The sequence below is a fragment of the Elizabethkingia miricola genome (assembly GCF_001675285.1).
GTDB classification, from domain to species: domain Bacteria; phylum Bacteroidota; class Bacteroidia; order Flavobacteriales; family Weeksellaceae; genus Elizabethkingia; species Elizabethkingia miricola.
In genome coordinates this window covers 23,281-48,244 of record NZ_LSGQ01000008.1, presented here as the reverse complement: position 1 = coordinate 48,244, position 24,964 = coordinate 23,281, and the positions used below count along the sequence as shown (strand labels likewise).

General features: G+C 36.2%; 22 protein-coding genes. 7 read left to right on the top strand and 15 right to left on the bottom strand.

Going from position 1 to position 24,964, the window contains the following annotated elements; genetic code table 11:
• Positions 1-3 precede the first annotated feature (3 nt).
• Positions 4-1,089, top strand: coding sequence for an efflux RND transporter periplasmic adaptor subunit (locus ATE49_RS09955; RefSeq protein ID WP_065082048.1), 1,086 nt, complete (start codon positions 4-6; stop codon positions 1,087-1,089).
• A 59-nt stretch (positions 1,090-1,148) separates the two neighbouring features.
• Entirely contained in the window at positions 1,149-4,253 is a 3,105-nt protein-coding gene (locus ATE49_RS09950) for an efflux RND transporter permease subunit (protein WP_065082047.1), read from the top strand.
• A 98-nt stretch (positions 4,254-4,351) separates the two neighbouring features.
• Here ATE49_RS09950 and ATE49_RS09945 read toward each other — a convergent pair whose 3' ends face one another.
• From ATE49_RS09945 to ATE49_RS09875, 14 genes are all read right to left on the bottom strand, one after another.
• Positions 4,352-5,869, bottom strand: a complete 1,518-nt coding sequence (locus tag ATE49_RS09945; RefSeq protein ID WP_059153816.1) for a carbon-nitrogen hydrolase family protein — start codon at positions 5,867-5,869, stop codon at positions 4,352-4,354.
• Between the two features lie 48 nt (positions 5,870-5,917).
• Positions 5,918-6,265 (bottom strand): DUF4180 domain-containing protein, encoded by a 348-nt coding sequence (locus ATE49_RS09940; protein WP_065082046.1) that lies wholly within the window; start codon positions 6,263-6,265, stop codon positions 5,918-5,920.
• A gap of 6 nt (positions 6,266-6,271) precedes the next feature.
• A complete protein-coding gene (locus tag ATE49_RS09935; protein ID WP_233174441.1) occupies positions 6,272-7,111 on the bottom strand; it encodes a hypothetical protein in 840 nt (279 codons plus the stop codon).
• Positions 7,112-7,314: 203 nt separating this feature from the next.
• Positions 7,315-8,676 (bottom strand): MATE family efflux transporter, encoded by a 1,362-nt coding sequence (locus ATE49_RS09930; protein ID WP_065082045.1) that lies wholly within the window; start codon positions 8,674-8,676, stop codon positions 7,315-7,317.
• A 3-nt stretch (positions 8,677-8,679) separates the two neighbouring features.
• The gene (locus ATE49_RS09925) at positions 8,680-9,864 is read right to left on the bottom strand and encodes a sigma-54-dependent transcriptional regulator (RefSeq protein WP_034867613.1); all 1,185 of its coding nucleotides are present in this window, start codon (positions 9,862-9,864) and stop codon (positions 8,680-8,682) included.
• Between the two features lie 168 nt (positions 9,865-10,032).
• Positions 10,033-10,503 (bottom strand): YdeI/OmpD-associated family protein, encoded by a 471-nt coding sequence (locus ATE49_RS09920; protein WP_065082044.1) that lies wholly within the window; start codon positions 10,501-10,503, stop codon positions 10,033-10,035.
• Between the two features lie 63 nt (positions 10,504-10,566).
• Positions 10,567-11,601, bottom strand: coding sequence for a DUF4303 domain-containing protein (locus ATE49_RS09915; RefSeq protein WP_081278453.1), 1,035 nt, complete (start codon positions 11,599-11,601; stop codon positions 10,567-10,569).
• Positions 11,602-11,754: 153 nt separating this feature from the next.
• A complete protein-coding gene (locus ATE49_RS09905) occupies positions 11,755-12,171 on the bottom strand; it encodes a VOC family protein (RefSeq protein ID WP_065082042.1) in 417 nt (138 codons plus the stop codon).
• Between the two features lie 68 nt (positions 12,172-12,239).
• Positions 12,240-12,812 (bottom strand): Crp/Fnr family transcriptional regulator, encoded by a 573-nt coding sequence (locus ATE49_RS09900; protein ID WP_065082041.1) that lies wholly within the window; start codon positions 12,810-12,812, stop codon positions 12,240-12,242.
• A 14-nt stretch (positions 12,813-12,826) separates the two neighbouring features.
• Positions 12,827-13,486 (bottom strand): YggS family pyridoxal phosphate-dependent enzyme, encoded by a 660-nt coding sequence (locus tag ATE49_RS09895; RefSeq protein ID WP_065082040.1) that lies wholly within the window; start codon positions 13,484-13,486, stop codon positions 12,827-12,829.
• A 9-nt stretch (positions 13,487-13,495) separates the two neighbouring features.
• A complete protein-coding gene (locus ATE49_RS09890; RefSeq protein ID WP_065082039.1) occupies positions 13,496-13,849 on the bottom strand; it encodes an MmcQ/YjbR family DNA-binding protein in 354 nt (117 codons plus the stop codon).
• Positions 13,850-14,261: 412 nt separating this feature from the next.
• A complete protein-coding gene (locus ATE49_RS09885) occupies positions 14,262-14,942 on the bottom strand; it encodes an SIR2 family NAD-dependent protein deacylase (protein ID WP_065082038.1) in 681 nt (226 codons plus the stop codon).
• 34 nt (positions 14,943-14,976) lie between these two features.
• Positions 14,977-16,548 (bottom strand): glycoside hydrolase family 16 protein, encoded by a 1,572-nt coding sequence (locus ATE49_RS09880; RefSeq protein WP_065082037.1) that lies wholly within the window; start codon positions 16,546-16,548, stop codon positions 14,977-14,979.
• 56 nt (positions 16,549-16,604) lie between these two features.
• Positions 16,605-18,371, bottom strand: a complete 1,767-nt coding sequence (locus ATE49_RS09875; protein ID WP_059153831.1) for an AMP-dependent synthetase/ligase — start codon at positions 18,369-18,371, stop codon at positions 16,605-16,607.
• Between the two features lie 121 nt (positions 18,372-18,492).
• Between ATE49_RS09875 and ATE49_RS09870 the strand changes: the two genes are divergently transcribed.
• Both ATE49_RS09870 and ATE49_RS09865 read left to right on the top strand, forming a co-directional pair.
• Positions 18,493-19,632: an acyl-CoA dehydrogenase gene (locus ATE49_RS09870; RefSeq protein ID WP_059153832.1), complete on the top strand. Its 1,140-nt coding sequence runs from the start codon at positions 18,493-18,495 to the stop codon at positions 19,630-19,632.
• 27 nt (positions 19,633-19,659) lie between these two features.
• Complete coding sequence (locus ATE49_RS09865; RefSeq protein ID WP_045179183.1) at positions 19,660-20,064, top strand: hypothetical protein; 405 nt, start codon at positions 19,660-19,662, stop codon at positions 20,062-20,064.
• Between the two features lie 53 nt (positions 20,065-20,117).
• Here ATE49_RS09865 and ATE49_RS09860 read toward each other — a convergent pair whose 3' ends face one another.
• Entirely contained in the window at positions 20,118-20,546 is a 429-nt protein-coding gene (locus ATE49_RS09860; RefSeq protein WP_065082036.1) for a hypothetical protein, read from the bottom strand.
• 272 nt (positions 20,547-20,818) lie between these two features.
• On the opposite strand from ATE49_RS09860, the gene ATE49_RS09855 reads away from it, so the two are divergent.
• The 3 genes from ATE49_RS09855 (at position 20,819) to ATE49_RS09845 (ending at position 24,931) form a co-directional block, all read left to right on the top strand.
• Complete coding sequence (locus tag ATE49_RS09855) at positions 20,819-22,549, top strand: cellulase family glycosylhydrolase (RefSeq protein WP_065082035.1); 1,731 nt, start codon at positions 20,819-20,821, stop codon at positions 22,547-22,549.
• A 123-nt stretch (positions 22,550-22,672) separates the two neighbouring features.
• Positions 22,673-23,503 (top strand): helix-turn-helix domain-containing protein, encoded by an 831-nt coding sequence (locus ATE49_RS09850; protein WP_059344857.1) that lies wholly within the window; start codon positions 22,673-22,675, stop codon positions 23,501-23,503.
• Positions 23,504-23,620: 117 nt separating this feature from the next.
• Positions 23,621-24,931 carry a TolC family protein gene (locus ATE49_RS09845; protein ID WP_065082034.1) on the top strand — a complete coding sequence of 437 codons (1,311 nt, stop codon included), beginning with the start codon at positions 23,621-23,623 and terminating at the stop codon, positions 24,929-24,931.
• Positions 24,932-24,964: the final 33 nt, after the last annotated feature.

Here is a 24,964-nt window from a genome sequence, read left to right as displayed (position 1 = left end):
AATATGAAGAAGATTATTATAAGTTTAGCAAGTGCAGTCTTACTAATGTCATGTAGTAAAGAAGTACCTCAGAAAAAAGGCAATATTGTAAAAGGCTTTGAGGTAAGCAATGAGATGATGAAAACATTAGAGTTTGCTGAAGCAAAAAAAGAATACATTAAAGAGCAAATGAGCTTTTTTGGTAAGATCTCTGCGGACAGAAACAGCTATATCGATATCTATCCATTAGTAGGAGGGAATGTAATGAGTGTAAATGTAGAGCTTGGAGACTATGTACACAAGGGACAGGTTTTAGCAACTATACGAAGCACGGAAGTGGCAGGTTTTCAGAAAGATCTTAGCGATGCTAAGACGGATCTGGCCGAGGCAAAAAATCAATTGCGTGTTGCTGAAGAAATGTATGAAGGAAAGCTAAATACCAGAAATGATGTACTTACTGCCAGAAGTGAGTTAACAAAAGCTCAGGACCAGCTTACAAGAGCAGAAGCCGTTAGCAGGGTATACAATGTAAAGAGTGGAAATATATACTCCGTTGTTGCCCCTATTAATGGGTATATCGTTCAGAAGAATATTAATAAAGATATGCAGCTCAGAAGTGACCGTTCGGACAATATTTTCGACGTGGCCAACACAAAAGATGTATGGGCTTTGGTTAATATTAATGAATCTGATATAGATAAAATAAGTCTTGGTATGAAAGCTGAAGTTTCAACATTAAGTTACCCGGATAAAGTTTTTCATGGCAGAATCGATAAGATATTTAAAATAATCGATCCGCAAACCAATGCTATGCAGGCAAGAGTTGTTCTGGATAATACAAATGGATTATTAGTACCGGAAAGTAAAGCTACTATAAAGGTTGATAATACACTTAACCAGACTGCAGTATCAATTCCTACAAAATCAGTAATCTTTGATAATAACCGTTACTTCATAGTTGTTTTTAAATCCAGAAATGATATTAAAGTCAGAGAGATTAAAATACTAAAACAAAGCGGAGATACTACATATGTTGAAGATGGAGTATCTGATGGTGAAAAAGTGGTTTCTAGTAATCAATTGTTAATCTACCAGTCACTTAATAATTAAATTATTTAAGGAACAAAAAGTCTTTAATAAAAGAGACATGGTTTAATTCAACTAGTATTATGAACAAGTTTATAAAAAGTATAATTGCTTTTTCATTAAAAAATAAAGTTTTTACTTTTTTCCTGGTAGCCGTTTTAACTATTGGTGGTTTTTTCTCTTATCAGTCCATGGCAATTGATGCCTTTCCGGATGTAACGAATACCCAAATTACCATAATTTCCCAATGGCCCGGGAGAAGTGCTGAAGAAGTAGAACGTTTGGTGACAACACCAATTGAAATTGCAATGCAGCCTCTGCAGAAAAAACTGAATGTCAGAAGCCAGACCATGTTTGGGCTTTCTGTTGTGAAGATTATTTTCGATGATGATGTCGACGACCCCTTCGCCAGAAATCAGGTAAATAACTTACTAAGGTCTGTTAGTTTACCTGATGGTGTACAGCCAGATGTACAGCCTCCTTATGGTCCTACAGGTGAAATTTACAGATATATTATTACCAGTAATGACCGCAATTCCAGAGACCTCCAGACATTACAGAACTGGGTTATTGACAGAAATCTGAGGGGTGTACCCGGAGTTGCCGATATCAATACCTTCGGTGGCGAAACTAAGACGTATAATATCAACCTGGACCCACGGGCATTAGAAAAATACAAACTAACATCGGCGCAGGTATATGATGTTGTAAACGGAAGTAATGTCAATGTAGGCGGAGACATTATAGAAAAAAATAATCAGGCATTTGTAGTAAGAGGATTAGGCTTGCTGAATTCTGTATCGGATATAGAAAATATCATTATTACCACAGTAGAAGGTAATCCGGTATTGGTAAAAAATGTTGCCCGTGTAAGTATTGGATCACTGCCAAGATTCGGACAAGCAGGTTATGACAATAAGAATGATGACGTTGTTGTGGGTATTGTTGTTATGCGTAAAGGAGAAAATCCTTCGGAAGTACTGAAAAGGCTAAAAGCTAAAGTAGAAGAACTCAATACGAAAATACTGCCGAAAGATGTAAAAATAGAAGGTATATACGACAGACAGAACCTTATAGATTACTGTACACATACTATATCTCATAACTTAGTAGAAGGTATTGTTTTGGTAACCGTTATGGTTATTATATTCATGGCAAACTGGAGAACAACAGTTATCGTATCTGTTATTATACCACTATCGCTTTTATTCGCATTTCTTTGTTTAAAGCTTAAAGGGTTAGAGGCTAACCTTCTTTCTCTAGGAGCGATAGACTTTGGTATTATTATCGATGGAGCCGTCGTCATGGTCGAGGGTATATTCGTAATGCTGGATCACCGGGCCGCCAAAATGGGTATGGACCGCTTTAATAAAGCTGCAAAAGGCGGATGGATAAAGCAGACTGCTTCAGAAATGGGGAAAAGTATATTCTTTGCGCAGCTTATTATTATTACAGCTTTATTGCCTATATTCTCTTTCCAGAAAGTAGAAGGAAAGATGTTTTCTCCTTTAGCTTTCACATTCGGATTTGCGCTTTTAGGTTCTCTAATTTTTACATTAACATTAGTGCCTGTATTGTGTCATCTATTACTGAAGAAGAACGTTGTAGAAAAGAAAAATCCATTCGTAGATTTTTGGAATAAATCTGTTCAGAAAGCTTTCAAATTTACATTCAATAATAAGAAACTTACAGTTGTAAGTAGTATTACGATTTTAGTATTGACTCTGTTTTCTTTCAAGTTTATGGGAACAGAATTTTTACCACAGCTTAATGAAGGATCTTTATGGGTAACCGCTAATTTGCCAATGAGTAGCTCGCAGGAGTATAGTGTGAAAATGGCAAAAGAACTATCTAATGAAATAAGAACATTCCCGGAAGTGAAGCATGTTGTTTTTATGGAGGGACGAACAAATGATGGTACCGATCCAAACGGATTTAATTTCATTCAGTTTCAGGTAGAACTAAAGCCTAAAGAAGAATGGAAAAGAAGTATGGATGATATTATTGCAGCAATAGATAAGAAGCTTAAAACACACCAGGGAATTCTTTACAACTATTCTCAGCCCATTTCCGATAACGTTGCTGAAGCAGCAGCCGGAATAAAGGCCAATAATGCAATTAAAATCTATGGAAAAGATCTGAATAAACTAAATGAATACGCAGATCAGGCTTTGGCTGCCATCAAGAATGTAGAAGGTATTCAGGATATCGGAATTATTAAAAATATAGGACAGCCAGAAGTAAATGTTACACTGGACAGATACAAAATGGCTGTATACGGTATACAAGAATCGGATGCACAATCTGTTCTTCAGATGGCAGTAGGTGGTGTTGCAGCAACCGAGCTATATGAGGGAGAAATGAAGTTCGATGTAAGAGTTCGTTATGATAAAGATTACCGGAAGGATATGGATGATATTGGTAATCTAATGGTTCCTACAACAGATGGAACATCTAAAGTACCAATGAGACAGATTTCCACAATTGGTATGAAAACAGGAGCTGCCTTTATTTACAGAGACGAGATGAAGAGATACATTGGTATCAAGTTTTCTGTAAGAGACAGGGATTTGGGAAGTACAATTGCAGATGCCCAGAAGAAGTTCAATGAAAAAGTTCAGCTTCCTGAAGGTTATTCATCTGTATGGACAGGAGAATTTGAAAACCAGCAACGAGCTACCAAGAGACTTTCACAGGTTGTTCCGGTAAGTATTGTTGCAATATTTATCCTGTTATTTGTAATGTTTGGTACAATTAAAGATTCTTTACTTGTTTTAGCCAATGTACCATTTGCACTAATCGGAGGAATCTTAGCGCTATTTGCTACCCATATGAATTTCGGAATCTCTGCGGGTGTAGGATTTATTGCCCTGTTTGGTATCTGTATCCAAAATGGTGTAATATTAAATTCTGAATTTCATAAAAATCTCCGGGAGGGACAAAAATTGGTTGATGCCCTGAAAAATGGAGTTCACGCCAGAACGAGACCTGTAATTATGACTGCTCTTATTGCAATTATAGGATTGTTCCCGGCAGCAATATCCACAGGAATAGGTTCTGAGTCTCAGAAGCCGTTGGCAATTGTTATTATAGGTGGATTGATTACATCTACGATAATTACACTGGTCGTTTCACCTATCTTCTTCTGGTTTTTTAACAAAGGAGAGAAAAAAGGTAAATTGGACTAAAATATATATTGTATAATAAATATATAAGCCCTGTCAGAAATTTCTGACAGGGCTTTTTTATGTAATATATCCTTTCTTAAGTATGAGAGGAGTTTTAGTTATAAATTTCCTTTTTCTTTAATAGTAACATCATAAAGGTCTTTTCTTCTGTCTTTCAATGTTTGTACAGCGCCGTTGTGGTGAAGTTCTTTCAGAAGATTAAGATCTACGTCTACGATTAATGTCATTTCCGTATTCGGAGTAGCTTCACCTTTTATAGCATTGGAAGGGAATGCAAAGTCTGAAGGTGTAAATACAGCAGCCTGCCCGAATTGTATATCCATATTGCTTACACCCGGAAGGTTTCCTACACAGCCGGCGATGGCAACATAACATTCATTTTCTATGGCTCTTGCCGCAGCACATGCTCTTACACGGGTATATGCATTCTGAGTGTCTGTAAGGTATGGAACAAATAATAGCTTCATTCCCTGGTCAGCCAGTATTCTGGTTAATTCAGGAAATTCAACGTCATAACATATCATAATACCTATTTTACCACAATCAGTATCAAAAGCTTTTACTTCATCCCCACCCAGCATACCATAGTATTTCCGCTCATTAGGAGTGATGTGTATTTTTCGGTATTCATCGCGCTTACCATCGCGGTGTAAGAGGTAGCTGGCGTTATACAGATTCCCGTTTTCCAGAATAGGCATGCTTCCCGATATAATATTTACATTATAACTTACCGCAAGCTCTGCAATTTTGTCTACAATTTCTGCTGTCAGTTTAGAGAGCTCTTCCATAGACTCTCTTTCATTCAAATGGTTAAATGCTGCAAGGAGCGGGGTATTGAATAGTTCAGGAAAAACACAGAAATCAGATTCGTAATTACTAATGACATCCACAAAAAACTCGACCTGCTGATAAAAAGCTTCGATATCCCGGAACTGACGCATTTGCCATTGTACCAAACCAATACGGATAACACTATCCTGCATTGTGTTTTTCTTCTGAGTATAATAGATGTTGTTCCATTGTAAAAGAACAGCATACTCTTCGGATTCAGTATCTCCTTTCAGATAACCTTTTAATATTTTAATAGGAGAGAAGTTGTTGGAAAGCTGAAAAGATAAAACCGGATCGTATATTTCTTTCTTACGAACTTTATTAATATACTGGCGTGGTGTCAGCTCATTACTATAGGTGTGATAGTTAGGTATTCTTCCACCAATAATAATAGATTTCAGATTTTTAATTTCACACAGTTCTTTTCTGGCATCATACAGCCTTCGACCCAAACGCAGGGATCTGAATTCAGGATGGACAAAAACTTCTATACCATACAATACACTTCCGTTGTTGGTATGGGTATTAAATGTACCACTACCTGTAATTTCATCATAAGTATGCTGATCTCCGAATAATTCATACTGTACTATTATGGAGAGGGCAGCAGCAGCCAGTTTACCGTCCACCGTAATACACAACTGTCCCTCAGGGAATATGGAAGTTAATTTCTGAATATTTCTTTTAGCCCAGGTATTATCCTCTATATCGGGATAAGCTTCCTGCATGGACTCTACAAGCTCATCATAATCGTCTAAGCTTAATTTTCGGATGTCTACTTGCATAATGCTGTATTTTTTTCAATCTAACTATCCGAAAAACCTTTATATGCTTTATGCTAAAGCTTCGGACAGTGTACTAACGAAGTTAACTAATTTACCTTTATTACACTCATAAATAAAATCTTTCAAGCTCTTACTTTCATAACTGAAACTGCCAATAATGGTAAGTTTCATTTTATAATTGGAAAACTTTTGTAAAATTTCTCCAGCCATTTTATTTTTCAGGTCGAAAAAATCAGGAGTAATGTTCTGTTCACCAATAATGATTTTATCGAAGCCCAGGTAATAAAGATCTGCTAAGAGGTCCAATCCATCCTGTATCTGTTGGATTAGCACCTTATCGGAATTCAATTCTGCAACTTTTATTCCATTAACCGTATGTTCTTTTATCGTATACATTTCAATTTATTTATTAACCGGCTCAGCATAAATTTTATAATTAACATTTGATGAAAATGATGTGTACTCCATTAATGAGATTTTAGAAGTAGGGGTTATCCATATTGCTAATGGTTTTTCTCCATTTAGTTTTGCTGAAAAGTTACTGCTGTATACTTCCTCTAAAGATCCGTTAGCCTCAATAGTATATGTGGGTTTTGAATATAGCTTGGTAATATAGTTCTTTAAAATGTCCTTATTTTGGTTCGTATAAAAAAGGTTGTCTGAACTATTTGGAATATCCCAACGGTTTTGCAGAATTATGGAAGGGATATTATCAATTTGTTGCTTCAGAATAGAAAAATAATGAGGCTTAGCTATATTAGAATATCCTGTAGTTATACCATCTGTACTAAAGTCTTTCCAATTTGTGTTCAGAAAGTTTTTGCTGCTTTTTACATTTACCTTTACAGAATCTTTTAAAACAACTTTATTATTTTTATAGCCATACATATATGCAGTACTGGTTTCAGGAAGGTAATAATGATTAGACCATGTCAGAGTCATATGCACAGAATTCTCTTGAGCATCTAGGATAACTACTCCTTTATCTTCACCTTTTGTTTTTACAACTATAGAGTCATAAGACATTCTAAGATCATATATATAGATATTACTATCTTTTTCGGCCGATTCTACATAGAAGTTAACCGTGTCAAAAATATTAACTTCAGATTGTTTTGCTTTTAAACTAAGCTTGGTAAAAGAAGGTTTAGATTCTTCTTTATTTTCCGTTAGTCCATCTGTTCTGTCAGAGCATGAAATAACGGAAATAATAAAAGAAAGAGGTAATATATATTTCTTCATTTTAATGTGATGTGTATAAGATTAGTTACAAATATACTGTATTCATCGTGGTAACAGACATTTTTCTATTTTAATTCCCTGGATTTGGACTTTTTTATAAAATTGTCTAGGCAGGTTTATAAAAGTTGGAGGTAAGATCATATAAAATAAATAAGGCTGCCTAAACAGGCAACCTTATGAAAATCTATATATTGTAGCAATATTTATTTTACAGCTAGTATTTTTCTGTTCGTTAGTCTAAGGAATCTGGCAACCAGGAATAGAGCAGATATAGTAAGTCCTAAACCTAATGCAATCCACATTCCGAATGCTCCCATTTTAAGGGTATAACACAGAAAATATCCTAATGGAATTGTAATGATCCAGTAAGCAACGAAAGTAATTGCGCTTGGTACTTTTACATCCTGAATACCTCTAAGACATCCTAAACATGTCACCTGAATACCATCTGAAAGCTGGAACAGGGCCGCAATAATAAGAAGCTTGGAAGCTAACATCATTACATTGATATCATTATTCTGTACGAAGAAATGCGGAAGTATATTTCTGCCCAGGATAAAGGCTAGCCCACAAACAATCATGAACAAGAATGAAATTTTTATATTATTAATTCCAACATTCCGAAGACCTACAAAGTCTCTTTCTCCCAGCTTTCTTCCGACCATTACTGTAGAAGCAACACTAAATCCAACACATAGGTTGAAGGTGAAAGATGCCATAGATAATGCAATCTGGTGAGCTGCAATATCGGTAGAGCTTACCAGTCCACAAACAAAAGCTGCACCTGCAAAAGCACTTACTTCAAAGAATAACTGTAAAGCAGTTGGGAACCCAATTTTAAGCATTGTACTGAATATGCTTTTGGAGAATCCTGCAATTTTCAGATGGAAAGCTTTAATGTACTGAGAAGTTCTTGGGTCTCTGTATAACACGATGTATAAGAATACCACCATGAATATTCTGGCAATAAGTGTTGCAAGAGCAGATCCTCTTACGCCCATAGCTGGTAAACCAAGTTTCCCTTCAATCAGAATATAGTTTAGTATAATATTTAGAATGTTGGCAATAATTGTTGCTTTGGTTACTCCTAAAGTAAAAGATAGACCTTCTGAAACTTCTCTGAAGGTCTGGAATACCATGAATGGAATCATACTGAAAGCCATAATCGTTAAGAAATGTATGGTATCCGGAATGATTTCTGCCGGTTGGTCCATATGATAGAGCAGCGGCATACCAAAGAGGATAACAAGCATCATAAGAAGCCCTACAGCCAGATTAATGATAAAACCATGGCGAAATACACTATTGATTTTATCGTGGTCTAGTCTGGAGTGGGCTTCGGATACCAGTGGAGGTATTGCATAGGAGAATCCCATTGCAAATACGAAGAACGAAAAGAAGGTGGCATTCCCCAAAGATACAGATGCCAGGGCCTGTGCACCAAGGAGTTTACCTACGATCATATTGTCGAACAAGTTCACCGAAACTTGTCCGAGCTGTGTGATCATAACAGGTAACGCGAGCTTCAGAGAATCCCGCGTATATTTTTGATTTAAAAATTTCATAAATTATTTTTTTACAAATTTGGAGACGTCGTCTGCCGTAACGGGGCTTTGGCCTAAGATTATTAATCTTTCAACAACGTTCCTTAACTCACGGATATTTCCGGTCCAGCTAAAATTCTGTAATGCTTCAATAGACTCATCGCTGAAATTCTTTTTAGCAGTTCCTTGTTCGTCCGCAATGATCTTGGAAAAATGCTCCACTAAAAGAGGAATATCATCTTTACGGTCATCAAGTTTAGGAACACGAATCTCAATTACAGAAAGTCTGTGATAAAGGTCCTCACGGAATTTTCCTTTTTCTATTTCTTCCTGAAGATTCTTATTGGTAGCTGCAATTACACGTACATCTACTTTTATTTCTTTATCACTTCCGACAGGGGAGATTTTGCTTTCCTGTAATGCACGAAGAACTTTAGCTTGTGCAACAAGGCTCATATCACCAATTTCATCAAGGAATATAGTCCCGGTATTAGCCAGTTCAAATTTACCTTGCTTGTCTTTTATAGCTCCTGTAAAAGAACCTTTTACGTGTCCGAAAAGTTCAGACTCAATAAGTTCAGATGGGATAGCAGCACAGTTAACTTCAATCATAGGACCTTTTGCACGCTCAGAAAGATCGTGAACAGCATGTGCTACCAATTCTTTTCCGGCTCCGTTTGGTCCGGTAATCAGAACACGCGCATCGGAAGGTGCTACTTTTTCAATCATTTCCTGAATGTGCTTCAAAGCTTCAGAGTCACCAATCATCTGATATTTCTTGGTGATTCTTCTTTTAAGCTGTTTGTTTTCAGTAAGCAAAACGTTCTTCTGGTGTTGAAGTACTTTTCTGTCCAGAGCATTTCTTACGCTGGTAATAAGTCTGTTGATGTCAATAGGCTTGGAGATAAAATCATAAGCACCATCTTTCAGACATTTTACAGCAGTATCGATGTCTGCGTGGCCGGATATCATAACAAATGTAGTATCTGGCTTTATTTCTAAAGCTTTTACTAATAGTTCATTACCCGCCATTTTCGGCATTTTAATGTCCGAAATAACTAAGGCAAAATCATCCTTTTCGATTAATTTGAATCCCTCCAAACCATCTTCAGCAACTACGATATCATAACCTTTGCATTCATCTTCAAGAATGCTGGACAAAACGCCTGAAATAGCCTTTTCATCCTCAACAATAAGAATTTTTTGCATAGTAGCAAAGATACGGAATGCTTTTGAGTTGAGAAAGTAGGGCTGTTAAATAATTTTGTATCTGATACTTGGCGAAAATTAGCGGTTCTAAGCCTTCTATACAATACAATTTTCCTGCTTACAGTAACCTGCATTCAGGATATGTATATTTATACTATTTACTAAGCTTTAGTACCGGGGATTTTTATCGACAATATCATTAATGACTTTTGCAATCCGTTCTGCCTTAGTTTGTTCTGATTTTGCAGAATATATCCATTCCGTAATTGTTTTCTTTTCCCCATCAGTATAAGCCCTAAATATATCGTATACATAAGGCTCTTCCAAAAGGCAGAGCTCTAGTTCCTGCGTTATCTCATAAGGATTATGATCCTCATATAGTATGATATGAACATAATCTCCTTCCTGTTTTTTTATTTTTTTTCTGATATCAGCTTTTACTGGTAGAAATAAACGACCGTTTCCCATAGGCTGCAGATTATAATTTTTAATCTCGTAACTGTCTATTGTTCCGCGTACTTTTACCCATCCAAACGGAGTATTCTGGCCAGGTGGTATTTCAGGGAGCCTTACAAAAGTCCATCCGCCTTTTCCGCTGAATTTTTCCAGAAGGTATATTTTATCTGTTAAAGGAGTCATACAATTTTTATATCTGCAAAAATAGCGTGGTGGAAAGACAACAGTATGTCAGGAATTACCGGATTAACTGTGATCCTGCAAAAATATATTCTGATGCACCCACAGAGCTTCGTCCTCCGGAGTTACTTTGTCAGTTGTACTGTCAGTTCTGCTAAAAGTTGCAGCAGGATAATCGTATGGTAGACTTTCATTGTAATAAGGTCCTACTACGCCAAGCATCCATCCATTTTCGGCAGCCCAATGAGGCTCGTTTATTCTGTATCTGAAAACTTCATAATGGAAAGCATCATCTTCGTCTGAATTGATGCTTATCCTTTGCAGGTATTCCAATTCGTCGGGAAAAGCATTAAGTTCAGTAGGATACACCAGCCAATTAACCAGATTGGATTCGGCTGCTTTTTCAATGGTGTAAAATTCCTTTGGAAACAGATCTGTTTTATTGTATTCATCCAAAAGCTGGTAGGTAAGCTCACGGGTAGAGGGTTTAACTGCAAAAGGGTAGACGTCCTGTTCGGTAATCGTTTTATCACTATCCAAAAGATTCTGAAGCTCCTGTATAGGTTTGTAAGTTCCCCAGGACTTCATCCATTGATAAAACTCTGCTTTATAACTATTATCGTTTAATCGGGAAATCACATTTCTGATGTACTTGCTGTTGATCTCATAATCAGAAATTGTAAATGTTAGAAATACTTCTTTTCCGGTAATCTGAGTGAAGAAGTTTTCCTGTTTTAATTTTTCCAGTACTTCAACACAAGTTTCATAAAGTTTGTCCTGAAAATCCAAGAACCAGTCGTCATCATCGCCATGTTTGTCCAGTTCTTCTCTTAGTAAGGTACTGATTTCGTTAAATTCCTGATCTGCACCCTGCATTTCATATTTCCATTCTGAAGGTTCAAATTTATAATAAGTAATATCGTTTGTAGGCGTCTTTTCCAAATGCTTTAGAGAGTTGGCAGAAGGACAGACAGTCATAGCGCCTTCATCACTGTACAGTGCAAAAGCATAAAGATTTTCCGATCCTGCTTTTTCATATATTTCTAAGAATGCTTTTTTAGTAGCAGTTTCTATTTTGTGCTTTAGTGTTTCAAAATTCATATTAATGTTTTCGAGGTAACTAAAATACGAAAAATTAAATGTGATAAATATAGACAGAGAATTAATAAATAAAAGCCCTGCCAAAGTTTCAAAGCTCTGACAAGGCTATATACCAATACCAGAGTATTGGTGTAACATAAATTGAACTTCAGATTACTTTTCCGAATGGAGGCCAACTCTGTTTCCTTCAGAATCCAGTATAAACGCAATAAGTCCGGCTTTAATATTTATAACTGGTGATAAAAGCTCGCCGCCTGCAGACTGAACCTTATCTAAAACAGATTGGAGATCGGGGCTCGCATTGATGTATACTATTGTTCCGCTACGGGATGGAGAGTTATTTTCAGACTCTGTGAGTACACCAGTTACTCTGCCGGATGTAGCCTGTATTACTTCCGGATTGTAAGGAAAGAAAGTAAGTGTTTCATTAGTTTCTGCAATATATTGAGTGGTCATCTCAATATTCAGAATTGTTTCATAGAAATTTTTAGCACGCTGAGTATTGCTTACAGGGATTTCGAACCATGTAATAATATTCGTTTCTGAACTAATCTTTTGTAACTTTTGCATAATGTCTTTTTTATGAAGACAAATGTCAAAAATGCCGAGGAGTATTGCCTGTGACAATCGTCACAAAATTAGCCGGAAATTCTCCGTTTGCGAATTCTGCTAAGGGTTTCCCTTGCAACTCCCAGAAAAGAGGCCAGTTGTGAGAGTGATATTCTCTGAGTCATTTCAGGATACTTTTGTTCTATATATTCCAGACGTTCCTGTGCAGAATACAATTTGAATAAAGTGGCAAATTTTTCCTGTTTTGTAGCGATTAAGCGAACGCAGTGTCTGCCGAGATTTTCAATCTCCCTGCATTCCTGTGCCGCCTGAAAAAGTTTTGCTTTATCAAAAATAATAACTGTTAGCGGTTCACATGCAATAATGTTGTAGGCAGACACTTGTCCATTACCAAAGCTTTCTACATTTGTAGCAATTTCGTTTTCAAAGAAAAACTCCGTGTTCTTATCTGTTCCGTTAACATCATAAAAGCTTCTGCAATAGCCTTTTTCAATATAAAAAAGAGAATTGCAAATCTGTCCTTCCTGTAACAACAGTTCGTTTTTTTTATATGTTTTTACAGTAAGCGCAGGCTGCAGCATTTTCCAGCTTTCATCTGAAAACTCAGTAAGGGAACGGATGAATTGTAAAAGAAGATCCATCTCTGGTAAAAGGTTTAAATACTATAATCTCTTGCTCCGAAAATAGAAGAACCTATTCTTACAGAAGTAGAGCCACATTCAATAGCCAGTTGATAGTCGCCACTCATTCCCATAGACAGTGTTTCCAGTTTTTTCTGTACAGAAAGCTGATCAAAAAGCCTTTTCAGAAATAAAAACTCTCTTTTGGTTTGCTCTGTATCATCAGTAAAAGTACCAATGCCCATAAGGCCGGTAATTTCTATATTTTCAAAATGTCCTTGAAGATACTTCAGGAAAAGCTCCTTTGTTTCCGAAACCTCCATTCCGGTTTTGGAATCTTCTTCAGCAATTTTTACCTGAAGCAAGACTTTAATTTTACGGTTATGCTTTGCCGCTTGTTTATTAATTTCTTCCAGTAATTTTTCAGAATCTACGCTTTCAATTGTATCTACAAATTCGGCAACGTATTTTACTTTGTTGCTTTGCAAATGTCCGATCAGATGCCATTGGATATCATTTGGCAGTATAGGCTGTTTAGCGACCATTTCCTGAACCTTATTTTCTCCAAAAACCCGTTGGCCCAAGTTGTAAACCTCCTGAATAGCTTCAGCAGGATGGGTTTTGGATACTGCAACCAGTTTTACGTTTGCAGGTAGGGATTGTATAATTTCTTCGTAGTTTTTCTGTATAGACATCTTGAATATTTATAATGAAAGTTCTTCTCTTTTTTTCTTTGGTAAACCTTTTACAACCTGATCATAGGAATGCTGAATGAGTTCTTTTAAAAATTTTTCGGGAAGTTTTCCTTCAAAATTTACAGTATTCCAATGATTTTTATTCATGTGATAACCGGGCTGTATATCATCATACTCTTCCCGCAGATCGATAATCCGTTCCGGATCGCACTTCAGATTAACAGTGAATGCAAGACTGTCTAATCCACACAATGCAAACATCTTATCTGCCACTTTAAAAACTAATGTATCCGGACCAAAAGGAAAATCCTCGGTAACGGCTGTCATTTGCAGGCAGTATTCTCTAAAAGTTTCTATATCCATAAGAAAGAGATTTGATAACCAAAATTACCGAAATATAAGGGTATAAAGCAAATTGAATCTAAATACTCTTAAATTCCTAATGGTAATAAATTAGATCATTAAGTGCCTGTTTAAATTTTATAATCACTGCTCTTCGACAAGCTCAGAGTGACATTTATAGGTGTCAGACTGAGCTCGTCGAAGTCTAACATTATTTTAATTAAAATTTAAACAAGCTCTAAGTATACAGAAATATAAAAACTTTCTGGATTTTTGAGTAAACAGGTTTGTTAGAAAATATACCTCTTTAAATTCATAGAGCCACAAGTGCATAGCGATGAGAAGACTTTGCTCAATGTTAGTGGCTCTGTGAATCTTTAGAATATAGCATGTTAATGCTTTTTCCTCTGCATTCAATAAAAAAATATTTTGCTTATCTTTTGTAGAGAGCTTCCCGGAATAATTTCATGCCTTCAGTAGCTGAGGTTTTAAAGAAATTTTTCTCGTTTGTAACGTTCTGGCTGAGGTGTGGATCAATTACAAAAATTTCACAGCCCGCAGGAACATAATGGAGCAGTGATGCTGCCGGATATACTTGTAAACTTGTACCGATTACCAGCAAAATATCTGCAGTAGAAGCTATAGTAGCTGCATTTTCAATTTCCGGAACCATCTCACCAAACCAAACAATGTGTGGACGAAGCTGAATTCCGTTTTCATCCAGATCACCCAGGTTCAGATCACCTTCCCATGGTACAATGCTTTCTTCATCATTTACAGGTCTTACTTTTTTTAATTCTCCGTGTAAATGTATAATGTTTTTGGAGCCGGCTCTCTCATGAAGATCATCTACATTCTGTGTAATAATATGTACATCAAAATCTTTCTGAAGCTCGGCCAGAATATGGTGAGCTTCATTTGGATTAACTTCGCTTAGCTGACGCCTGCGCAAATTGTAAAATTCCAGTACAAGTTCAGGGTTTCTGGCAAAACCTTCAGGGCTCGCAACATCTTCTATTTTATGATTTTCCCAAAGCCCGTTTGAGTCTCTGAAAGTTTTTATACCGCTTTCAGCACTGATGCCGGCTCCGGAGAGAACAACTATTTTTTTCATAGGAAATTTTAAAGTCTGTGAAGTTTAGCTATAATTATTTAATTTTTTTAATTGTAATGTCATCTAGTAATACCGCTGAATTGCCTGTGTTTTTTACAGAAATACGTATTGTTTTCATATTGTAGGCCTGGTCTTTTCCGGTAATGAAATCAATGTGTTGTTTAGAATAATTACTGCTTCCTGTAAATTCTGATTTTCTAATCGAAGACAGCGCTCCGGAAACAGGAGCTGTATCATCAATATCAACTTTTATATTACCATTATTTTTAACGGATAATTCCAGCTGATAAGAAGTACTGTGATTTAAATAAACATATTGTTCGATATTCTCTCCGGGATTCAGTAAAGCTGCTGTGCTGTTTTTAATACCTTTTTGTGGTGCTAAAGTCCCATTTCCTTCCCAGGGTATCAGACTTCCGCTGTCTTCGAAGCCGGGATTAGGAAGTTCATTTCCTTTTTCAAATGGCCAGTTATAGGCTCGAATATAGTCAACATCCATATTTACCTGTCCTTTGGCTCCGTAGCTACCCAGAAATACATTCATAAAATGATTAGGAGAGTAGATCTGATGTTTGTCGGTATAAGCTTTAATCAGTTTTCCGTTGATGTAATGCTTGATGCTGGTAGGCGTCCACAGAATACCATGTGTTACCCATTTGTTGATATGATCAATGCCTTCGGCAATATGAGTTGCAAGATTGCGCTGAAAAACACCTTTTTGGTCTACGTGACCATGAAGTACAAACTGAGCATTGAGATACTCAAATACATCGATCTCAAAAAGTTGTCCTTTAGGTCTTATTCCTTCAGTACCGTTCAGATTTGTGCCCTGTTCCAGATAATAGCGTAAGTCAGGGCCTGGCGAATCGAACCAGAATGCTGTATTGGTACCTTCTGGATTCCCGCTGCTGTTTCGTCTTACCTTCACTTCAAAATAACCACCACGGCTATTGTCTAAAAGATTTTCACTGCTTTTCCAATCGTAGGTTTGTATCGATGAAATTTTTTGACCTCCCTTTGGATTATAAGACCGTTTTGGAAGAGAATCACTGACATATAGATTGATAAATTTACCGTTGAGGGTATATGCAGGTTGTGGCAGCTGACCGGCTAACATTTCTTTTTTAGATTCTTCCGAAGTGTAATTGAGAGAAGAGAAGTAATTGGTGGTCCATTTATTTTTATTCAGAAGTTTATCATTGAACTCATCCTGCCAGAAAATTTTCATGCCTTGGGGAACGGCTTCGGAGCTCGGATTGGTATTTAATTCTCTTAATTCCGAAGTATCTAAAGTCCATTTTTTAGAAGTTCTTACGGTTTGCTTTTGTAATCCCTGTGAAGTTTCTGCCCATATATAATACAAGGTTTCCGGTTTTACATTCTGTATGTAGAACGTGTCACTGTTATTGATCGTTGCATTGGGAGACACGGGTTTTTTATTTTCTGTAGACCAATACAGTTTGGAGCTGGTATCTTTTTGTACAGGAAGGTTTACCCGTATCCAGCTTCTTGTTCCCAGTAGCTGGAATGTGCTTCCTGGCTTTATAGATTGAGCAAATATGCTCCCGGTTGAGAAGCATAATAGCAGTAAGATCGTTTTTTTCATGGTATAGTTTTGATAAAATAAAAGCCGAAAAATTTTTCGGCTTTTATTTTGTTTATTTAATGCTCGTAGATTTTGTTGTATAAATCTATGAACTTTTCTTTGATTATTTTACGTTTAAGCTTTAATGTCGGTGTCAGCAAGCCTTCATCTATACTCCAGACAATAGGAGTGAGTTCAAATTTTTTAATCTGTTCCCATTTCCCAAGATGTTTGTTCAGTGCTTCTATTTCCTGAGCGATACGCTGTTTTACATCTTCATTTGCAGCAATCTCTGCATAAGAGGAACCAATATTTAATCCTTTTCTCTCAGCCCATGCTTTTACGAACTCGAAATCTGGCTGAATAAAGGCTGCCGGCATTTTTTCACCGTCGCCAATAACCATAATCTGTTCAATAAATTTAGAAGCTTTAGCGCTGTTCTCTATAACCTGCGGCGCAATATATTTACCACCCGAAGTTTTGAACATTTCTTTCTTACGGTCTGTAATTTTTAGGAATCCTTCATCGTCAATAAATCCAATATCACCGGTTTTAAAGTATCCGTCTTCGGTAAAAGCTTCCTTAGTTTTTTCTTCATCCATGTAATAACCCTTGAATACCGAAGTTCCTTTTACAAGGATTTCTCCATCTTCAGCAATTTTTACTTCGGCGTTTTCAATTGGCCAGCCTACAGTACCAAATTTTCTGTGTTTGAAGCTGTTTACTGCAATTACAGGCGATGTTTCTGTCAATCCGTAACCTTCCAGAATTGGAATACCTGCACCGTGGAAAATTCTGTTTAATCTCGGTGATAAAGCTGCGGAACCAGAAACCAAAGCCACGATGTTACCGCCTAAACCTTCTCTCCATTTGGTAAAGACCAGTTTGTCTGCGATCCATCCCTTTATACCAAGGTTTTTTCCAAGGTCATAATCTTCAACAAGTGATAAAGCCCAAAGGAAAATCTTAGTTTTCATGCCACCGGCAGAAGCTCCCGTATTATAGATTTTGTCATATACTTTTTCCACCAAACGAGGTACTACAGTCATAAACTGAGGTTTTACCTCTTTTAGATTATCTCCAACTTTATCTATGCTTTCTGCAAAATAGATGGAGTAGCCATTATGCTGATAAAGGTATAGCAGCATTCTTTCAAATACGTGGCACAAAGGCAGGAAGCTAAGGCACTTCATTTCTTTGTAATCGATCTTAACTTCAGGAATGCGGGGATTAGAATTCAATACATTGGATACGATATTTTCATGAGTAAGTGCAACGCCTTTAGGACGTCCGGTTGTTCCGGATGTATAAATCAAAGTAGCAATATCATCTGTTTTAATGGTATTGGCAATATCTTCAATTTCGGTTTGTGTGCTGTCATCTTCACCCAGATCCAGAATTTCCTTCCAGTTAGGAGCCCCTTTTACATCATCAAATGCAAATACTCCCATCAGGCTGGATATCTTTGGCTGTACAGAAATCAGTTTATTGTATAATTCTTTATCGGAAACAAAGCAGTATTTTATTTCAGCATTATTAAAGATATATTCATAATCCTCTTCACTGATAGTAGGATATACAGGTACACTGATTACACCTATCTGGGACATTCCGATGTCCATTATAGCCCATTCAGTACGGTTATTGTGAGAGATAAGTCCAATTTTGTCTCCGGGTTTAATTCCCAGTTTGATTAAACCTCTTGATATTTTATTAGCCTGAGTGATATATTGTAAAGTAGAGGTTTTTATCCATTCGCCATTTTTTTTAGTAGCGAAGGCATCCTCTTTTGGATATTTTTCTAATGCTTTATGGGCAAAATCGAAAATTCTTTTTGCGGACATATTGAAATTACTTTAAGGTGAGTTTCGTAAAGATAAAATATTTATTCTTTCTATCAAAAATAAAAATCTTTTTCGGATTTTTAAAAAATTGTATTTTTACGAAAAATAACTTAATAATAATATGGACTTTAATTTATCAGAAGAGCAACTGATGATTCAGCAGGCAGCAAGAGATTTTGCACAGAACGAACTTTTACCTGGAGTAATTGAAAGAGATGATCAGCAAAAATTTCCGGCCGAGCAGGTAAAGAAAATGGGGGAAATGGGCTTCCTGGGTATGATGGTAGATCCTAAATACGGAGGTGCAGGAATGGACAGTGTTTCTTATGTATTAGCAATGGAAGAGATCTCTAAGATCGATGCTTCCGCAGCTGTTGTAATGTCAGTAAATAACTCTTTGGTATGCGCAGGATTAGAGCGTTTCGCAAGTGAAGAGCAAAAAATAAAATACCTTACACCTTTAGCAAAAGGAGAGGTGATTGGTGCTTTTGCTTTATCTGAGCCTGAAGCGGGATCTGACGCTACATCACAAAGTACTACAGCAGAAGATAAAGGAGATTACTATTTACTGAACGGTACTAAAAACTGGATTACAAATGGTAATAATGCTACTTATTACATTGTAATTGCACAGACTCACCCGGAAAAAGGACATAAAGGTATCAACGCTTTTATCGTAGAAAAAGGATGGGAAGGTTTTATAGTAGGTAAAAAAGAAGATAAGTTAGGAATCAGAGGAAGTGATACCCATTCTTTAATGTTTACCGATGTAAAGGTACCTAAAGAAAACAGAATTGGTGAAGACGGATTCGGTTTCAAATTTGCAATGGCTGTATTAAACGGTGGTAGAATAGGTATTGCTTCTCAGGCTTTAGGTATTGCTTCCGGAGCTTATGAACTAGCGCTGAAATATGCTAAAGAAAGAAAAGCTTTCGGAACTGAAATTATCAATCACCAGGCAGTTGCGTTTAAGTTAGCAGATATGCATGTGAACATTACTGCTGCAAGAATGCTATGCTTTAAAGCTGCGGTTGAAAAAGATGCTGGAAAAGATATCTCTGAAAGTGGAGCTATGGCAAAATTATTTGCTTCTAAAACAGCTATGGATACTACGATTGAAGCAGTACAGATCCACGGTGGATACGGATATGTAAAAGAGTATCACGTTGAGCGTATGATGCGTGATGCTAAGATTACTCAGATCTATGAAGGAACTTCTGAAATTCAGAAAATCGTAATTTCCAGAGCAATTGCTAAATAATTAAATAAAACACTAAATTCTGCTATTATGTCTGAAACAATCTATGAAAAAAAGAAAAGCGGCTTCGGAAAAGTTATTTTCTGGGTCGTTCTGGTTTTACTTTTGGTTTTTGGAGGATGGTTTTACTATAAATACTACTTTGTTTTTGGAGAAGGAGTAAAATCCGGAACTCTTAATTATGTAGTAAAAAAAGGAAATATTTTCAAAACCTATGAAGGGAAAATTATTCAGGATGGTTTCGGCAAAGTTAAAACCGGAAGCGGAATTAGTAGTTATGAATTTGAATTTTCGGTAGAGGATGAAGCTGTTTTTAAACAACTTGAAGCCAATAGCGGAAAATATTTTGACCTGCATTACAAAGAATATCACGGTGTTCTTCCCTGGAGAGGAAATACAGTATATATTGTAGACAAAGTAATTAATTCAAAATAAAATTAAAGCTCCCGAAATTTTCGGGAGCTTTTTGTTTGTAATGTCCTCAGATATTAAGGTTTCTTACATTGCGAATAATCTACATCGAATGTATAATTTTTGTCATTTAATTTTTTAATGTTAGGATCGTTATTATGATCCGGCTTATAAGATGCACCAGTGCCAAGATCTACACCAATGCCTATAATTCCCCATCCGAGAACAGTTAATATAAAATTTCCTGTTCTGAATGCTTTGTCAAAAGTTTGGGTTTTAGGTTCACAGTCGTTTTGTTTTACTTCCACTACTAATGGTTTGTTTCGGGGAAATAATTTTGTTGCCTGCCCGGTGCCCAGTTTATTGCCATTTACATAAATATCAGCATTTGGATGATCTTTAACATTGATGGTGCCGGAATACTTACTACCGCCAAAGATAACGCCGCAGCTGTTTAATGATAATACTGTTATTGCAGTAATTGCTAAAAAAATAATTTTCTTCATTTTAGTTTAATTTAAAAATTTCGTAATAAATATATAAAATATATTAATATTTGCGTTATTTATTTTATTTTAAAGAATATTTTGTTTAATTAGTGGTGTTTTTAGTGTAATTTATATGTTTTAATAAAAAAAGCATAAAATTATTATTGATATAAAAAGAACAGATGTATTCTAAAATTTTTCAGAAAGTTTTTATTTTTATTTAATATCTTTGGTGAGATAATAATTCAGTTCTAACAAAATAATCATCTAACTTTTAAAATATTAACACTATGAAAAGAGTAATACTTGCGTCCTGTTTTTTATTGTCTCAATTTGGGACATCACAATTGTTGAAATCTGAAGGGCAAAAAATCGTAAATGATAAAGGAGAGAATGTTTTGTTAAGAGGTTTAGGTTTGGGAGGATGGATGTTACAGGAAGGCTATATGCTGAAAACAGCGGATTTTGCAGGTCCACAGTATCAGATAAAGAATAAAATAGCAGAACTCGTCGGTGAGGATGGTATGCAGGCATTTTATAAAAAGTATCTGGAAAACGGAATTACTAAAAAAGATATAGATGCGCTAAAATCCTGGGGATTCAATTCTGTAAGATTACCAATGCATTATAACCTTTATACCTTACCTATAGAGAAAGAGAAGGTAAAAGGAAAGGATACCTGGCTGGAAGAAGGTTTCCGTATGACGGATAATCTTCTGAAATGGTGTGCAGAAAATAAGATATACTTGTTTCTGGATATGCATGCCTTACCCGGAGGACAGGGGAATGATGTCAATATTTCGGATAATGATAAATCAAAACCGTCTTTGTGGGAGAGTGAAGAAAATCAAAGAAAATCTGTTGCACTATGGAAAAAACTTGCTGAACGTTACAAAGATAGTCCCTGGATTGGCGGGTACGATATTATCAATGAACCTAATTATGGATTTACAGGAAAGAACCTCAATGGTTGCGATGAAGAATCTAATGCACCACTAAGGAAATTCATGGTGGATGTTACAAAAGCAATTCGCGACGTAGATCAGAAGCACTTGATTATAATTGAAGGTAACTGCTGGGGAAATAATTATAAAGGAATATTTCCGCTATGGGATAATAATCTGGTGCTAAGTTTCCATAAATACTGGAATAAGAATGACCAAAACTCTATTAAGCAGATGTTGGAGTATCGTAATCAGTACAACGTACCTATCTGGTTAGGAGAAAGTGGCGAGAATTCTAATGTATGGTTTATGGAAGCCATAAGCCTTATGGAAAATAATAATATTGGATGGGCTTTCTGGCCTATGAAAAAGATTGACAATATTGCCGGAGTAGCCAATGTTAAGATAACACCGGAATATGAGAAGCTACTAAATTACTGGAAAAATGGAGGAGAAAAGCCTTCCAAGGAATTTGCCTATAAAGCAATGATGCAGATAGCTGACAATTACAAATTCGAAAATACAGAAGTAAAAAGAGATGTGATCGATGCTATGTTCCGTCAGATAAAAAGCAATGAAGTATTACCATATGCCAGCCATACAATTCCGGGAAGAATATTTGCTACGGAATATGACTTGGGAAGGATTGATGCTGCTTACTATGACAAAGATGCAATTAACTATCGTATAGATACCGGTGAACAGGTCAACTGGAACTCCGGAGATAAGATGAGAAACGATGGTGTGGATATTTACGGTAATAAAGATAAAATTTCCAATGGTTATTATGTAGGAAAAATTGAAGATGGTGAGTGGCTAAACTTCACTTTGAAAAGTGTGAAATCAGGAAAATATACTCTGGAAATTCGCTATGCAAATGCAAACAGCGCAGGGCAGTTATCCGTAACGAATAGTAAAGGACAGCAAATAGTGCAAACAGAGCTTCCTTCTACAGGTGGGGATCAGATATGGAAAACGATAACCGTAAAAAATGTAAACATAGCCAAAGGAACAGATAAAATAAAGCTTCAGTTTGATAAAGGCGGTTTCAATCTGAATTATATAGAATTTAAATAAAAATACTGACCACTATCTATAATCCATTTATACCGACCACAAGAGAGTTATTTCTTTTGTGGTTATTTTTTATTTGTAAAAGATAGAGAACCATAATTGCTTACTTTTGTTAAAAACAATCTAATGGAGTTTCATGCCTTAAAAATCTTTACTGAACAAAACCTTCAGGATAGTCTTACAATGGGGCATCCATACCATCCCAATAATCCGTTATTTTTATTTATAAAAAAAGGAAAGATGGTAATCAAAGAACAGATTAACATCTTTGAACTCGGAGAAAATTCCATTATTCTAATAGATTCCCGTTCGGTATATGAGATTATGGAAGTAAGCAAAGAGCTGGAAGTAAAAGTGCTTACCTACCATCGTTCATTTATTAGTAAAATCGGACTGAAATTCAACAGACTGAACATTTATCACAATATAAGAATGGAACTTAGGAGAGGTTATACGTTTACAGACAGGGAATTTGAGGTTTTCTGGGATATACTGAAGGGCATAGATTATTTTCTGGACGAAGTAGGAGAGCTGGAGTATGCTGTAGAAAGTATTGAGAGTCTCTTTAGTGCATTCATTTATAACGTTTCGAGTTTCGTGATGCGTAACCGGAAAAATACCAAAGGAATGATGACCCGGAATCAGGAAATTGTTCTGGATTTTATAGGATTAGTAGGGCAGAACTACCTTAGCTACAAGAGTGTTGAGTTCTATGCTCAAACCATGATGATGTCTACACGTCATTTATCTTCAGTTATTAAAGCCGAGACAGGTAAAACCGCAGGGCAGATGATTAATGAATTTATAATAAATGAAGCAAAAGCTTTGCTAGCTTCTACTTTAAAGCCTGTTAATGAGATTGCTAGCATACTTAATTTTAGTGATCAGTATTCCTTTAGTCATTTCTTTAAAAAGCATCAAGGTGTAAGTCCTACTGTGTATCGCAGTCAGTTTTAAAACCTTAATATTACTTTTGAACATCTTTATCTTTTCTTTAATCATTACCTTAGCCTCGTTTTCAGCGTAAATTTGCATTGTAAATCTGATTTCTGAGATTTACGAAAAGCAAGGAAAATGAAAAACAAAGTTATAAATTATGCAATGGCAGTAATGCTTTTGTACGGAAGCCTTATTTCCGCACAAGAAGTAAGAAGCATGACTGCAGATGAGGTGATGACTCTGGCCTTACAGAATCACCAACAACTTAAGCTATCCGAAAAGAACATCTATATTTCCAAACAACAGACAGAGGTAACCAAATTACAGAAGTTACCCACTATTACTGCATCTACAAGTCAGTTTTATTTAGGAAATGCCCTTATTATAGACAAAGATTTCTCTAATTCTACTAATGTTGCCATGCCTCATTATGGCAGTTCTTATGGTGTACAGGCAAGCCAGTTGATCTTTAAAGGAGGGCTGGTAAAGAAATCTATTGAGATGGCTGATCTTCGTGAGCAGCTTGCAGAACTGGATTTGGAGAAAAACCAACAGGATGTAAAGTTCTTAGTGCTATCCAACTATTTAGATGTATATAAATTAAAGAATCAGGAACAGATTTTCCTGAACAACAAGAAGCTGGCCCAGGAACGATTAAAAAACATTCAGAAATTTAACCAGCAGGGAATGGTAACCCGAAATGAAGTAATCAGAGGAGAGTTAGCCATCAAAAATCTGGATCAGGGGCTTCTTACTTTAAGCAATAACAAAAAGATTCTTAACTATAATCTGGATATTGCCTTAGGACTTCCTCAGAATACCGAAATCGATCCCACTGAAAGTCTTGACGGCAAAAAGTTGGGAAAAGACACAGGCTATTATATGGAAATGGCATATCAGAATAATCCTCAACTAAAATCTGCAAATGCCAATATTGCTGTAGCACAAAAAAATATTGAGATTATCAACACAGATAAGATGCCTACACTATCTGGATTTGGAGGATATAATATGCAGCGACCTATTACAACAAGAACACCGGTTCTGGACATGTATTCGAATAGCTGGCAGGCGGGAATTTCGTTAAGTTATAACATCGATAATCTGTATAAAACCAAAGAGCGTTTGAAAGTAGGAGAGTTACAGAAATCACAAGCTCAGGATGCACTGACACTTACGAAACAGAATATAGACATGACGGTAAATGCAGCTTATGTAAAATACCAGGAATCTATAGACCAGGCAAAGCTAATGGATGACGCACAGAAACTGGCAGAGGAAAACTATAAAATTACAGAAGCTAAATATCTTAATCAATTGGCTGTACAGGCAGAAATGATAGATGCTCAGAATCAGAAACTACAGGCGGAGTTAGATTTTGTAACTGCTGAAATCAATGTATTGTATCAGTATTACAACCTTCTGAAATCTACAGGAAGCCTATAGGCTATTTCAATTAATAACTAATAAAGAATAACA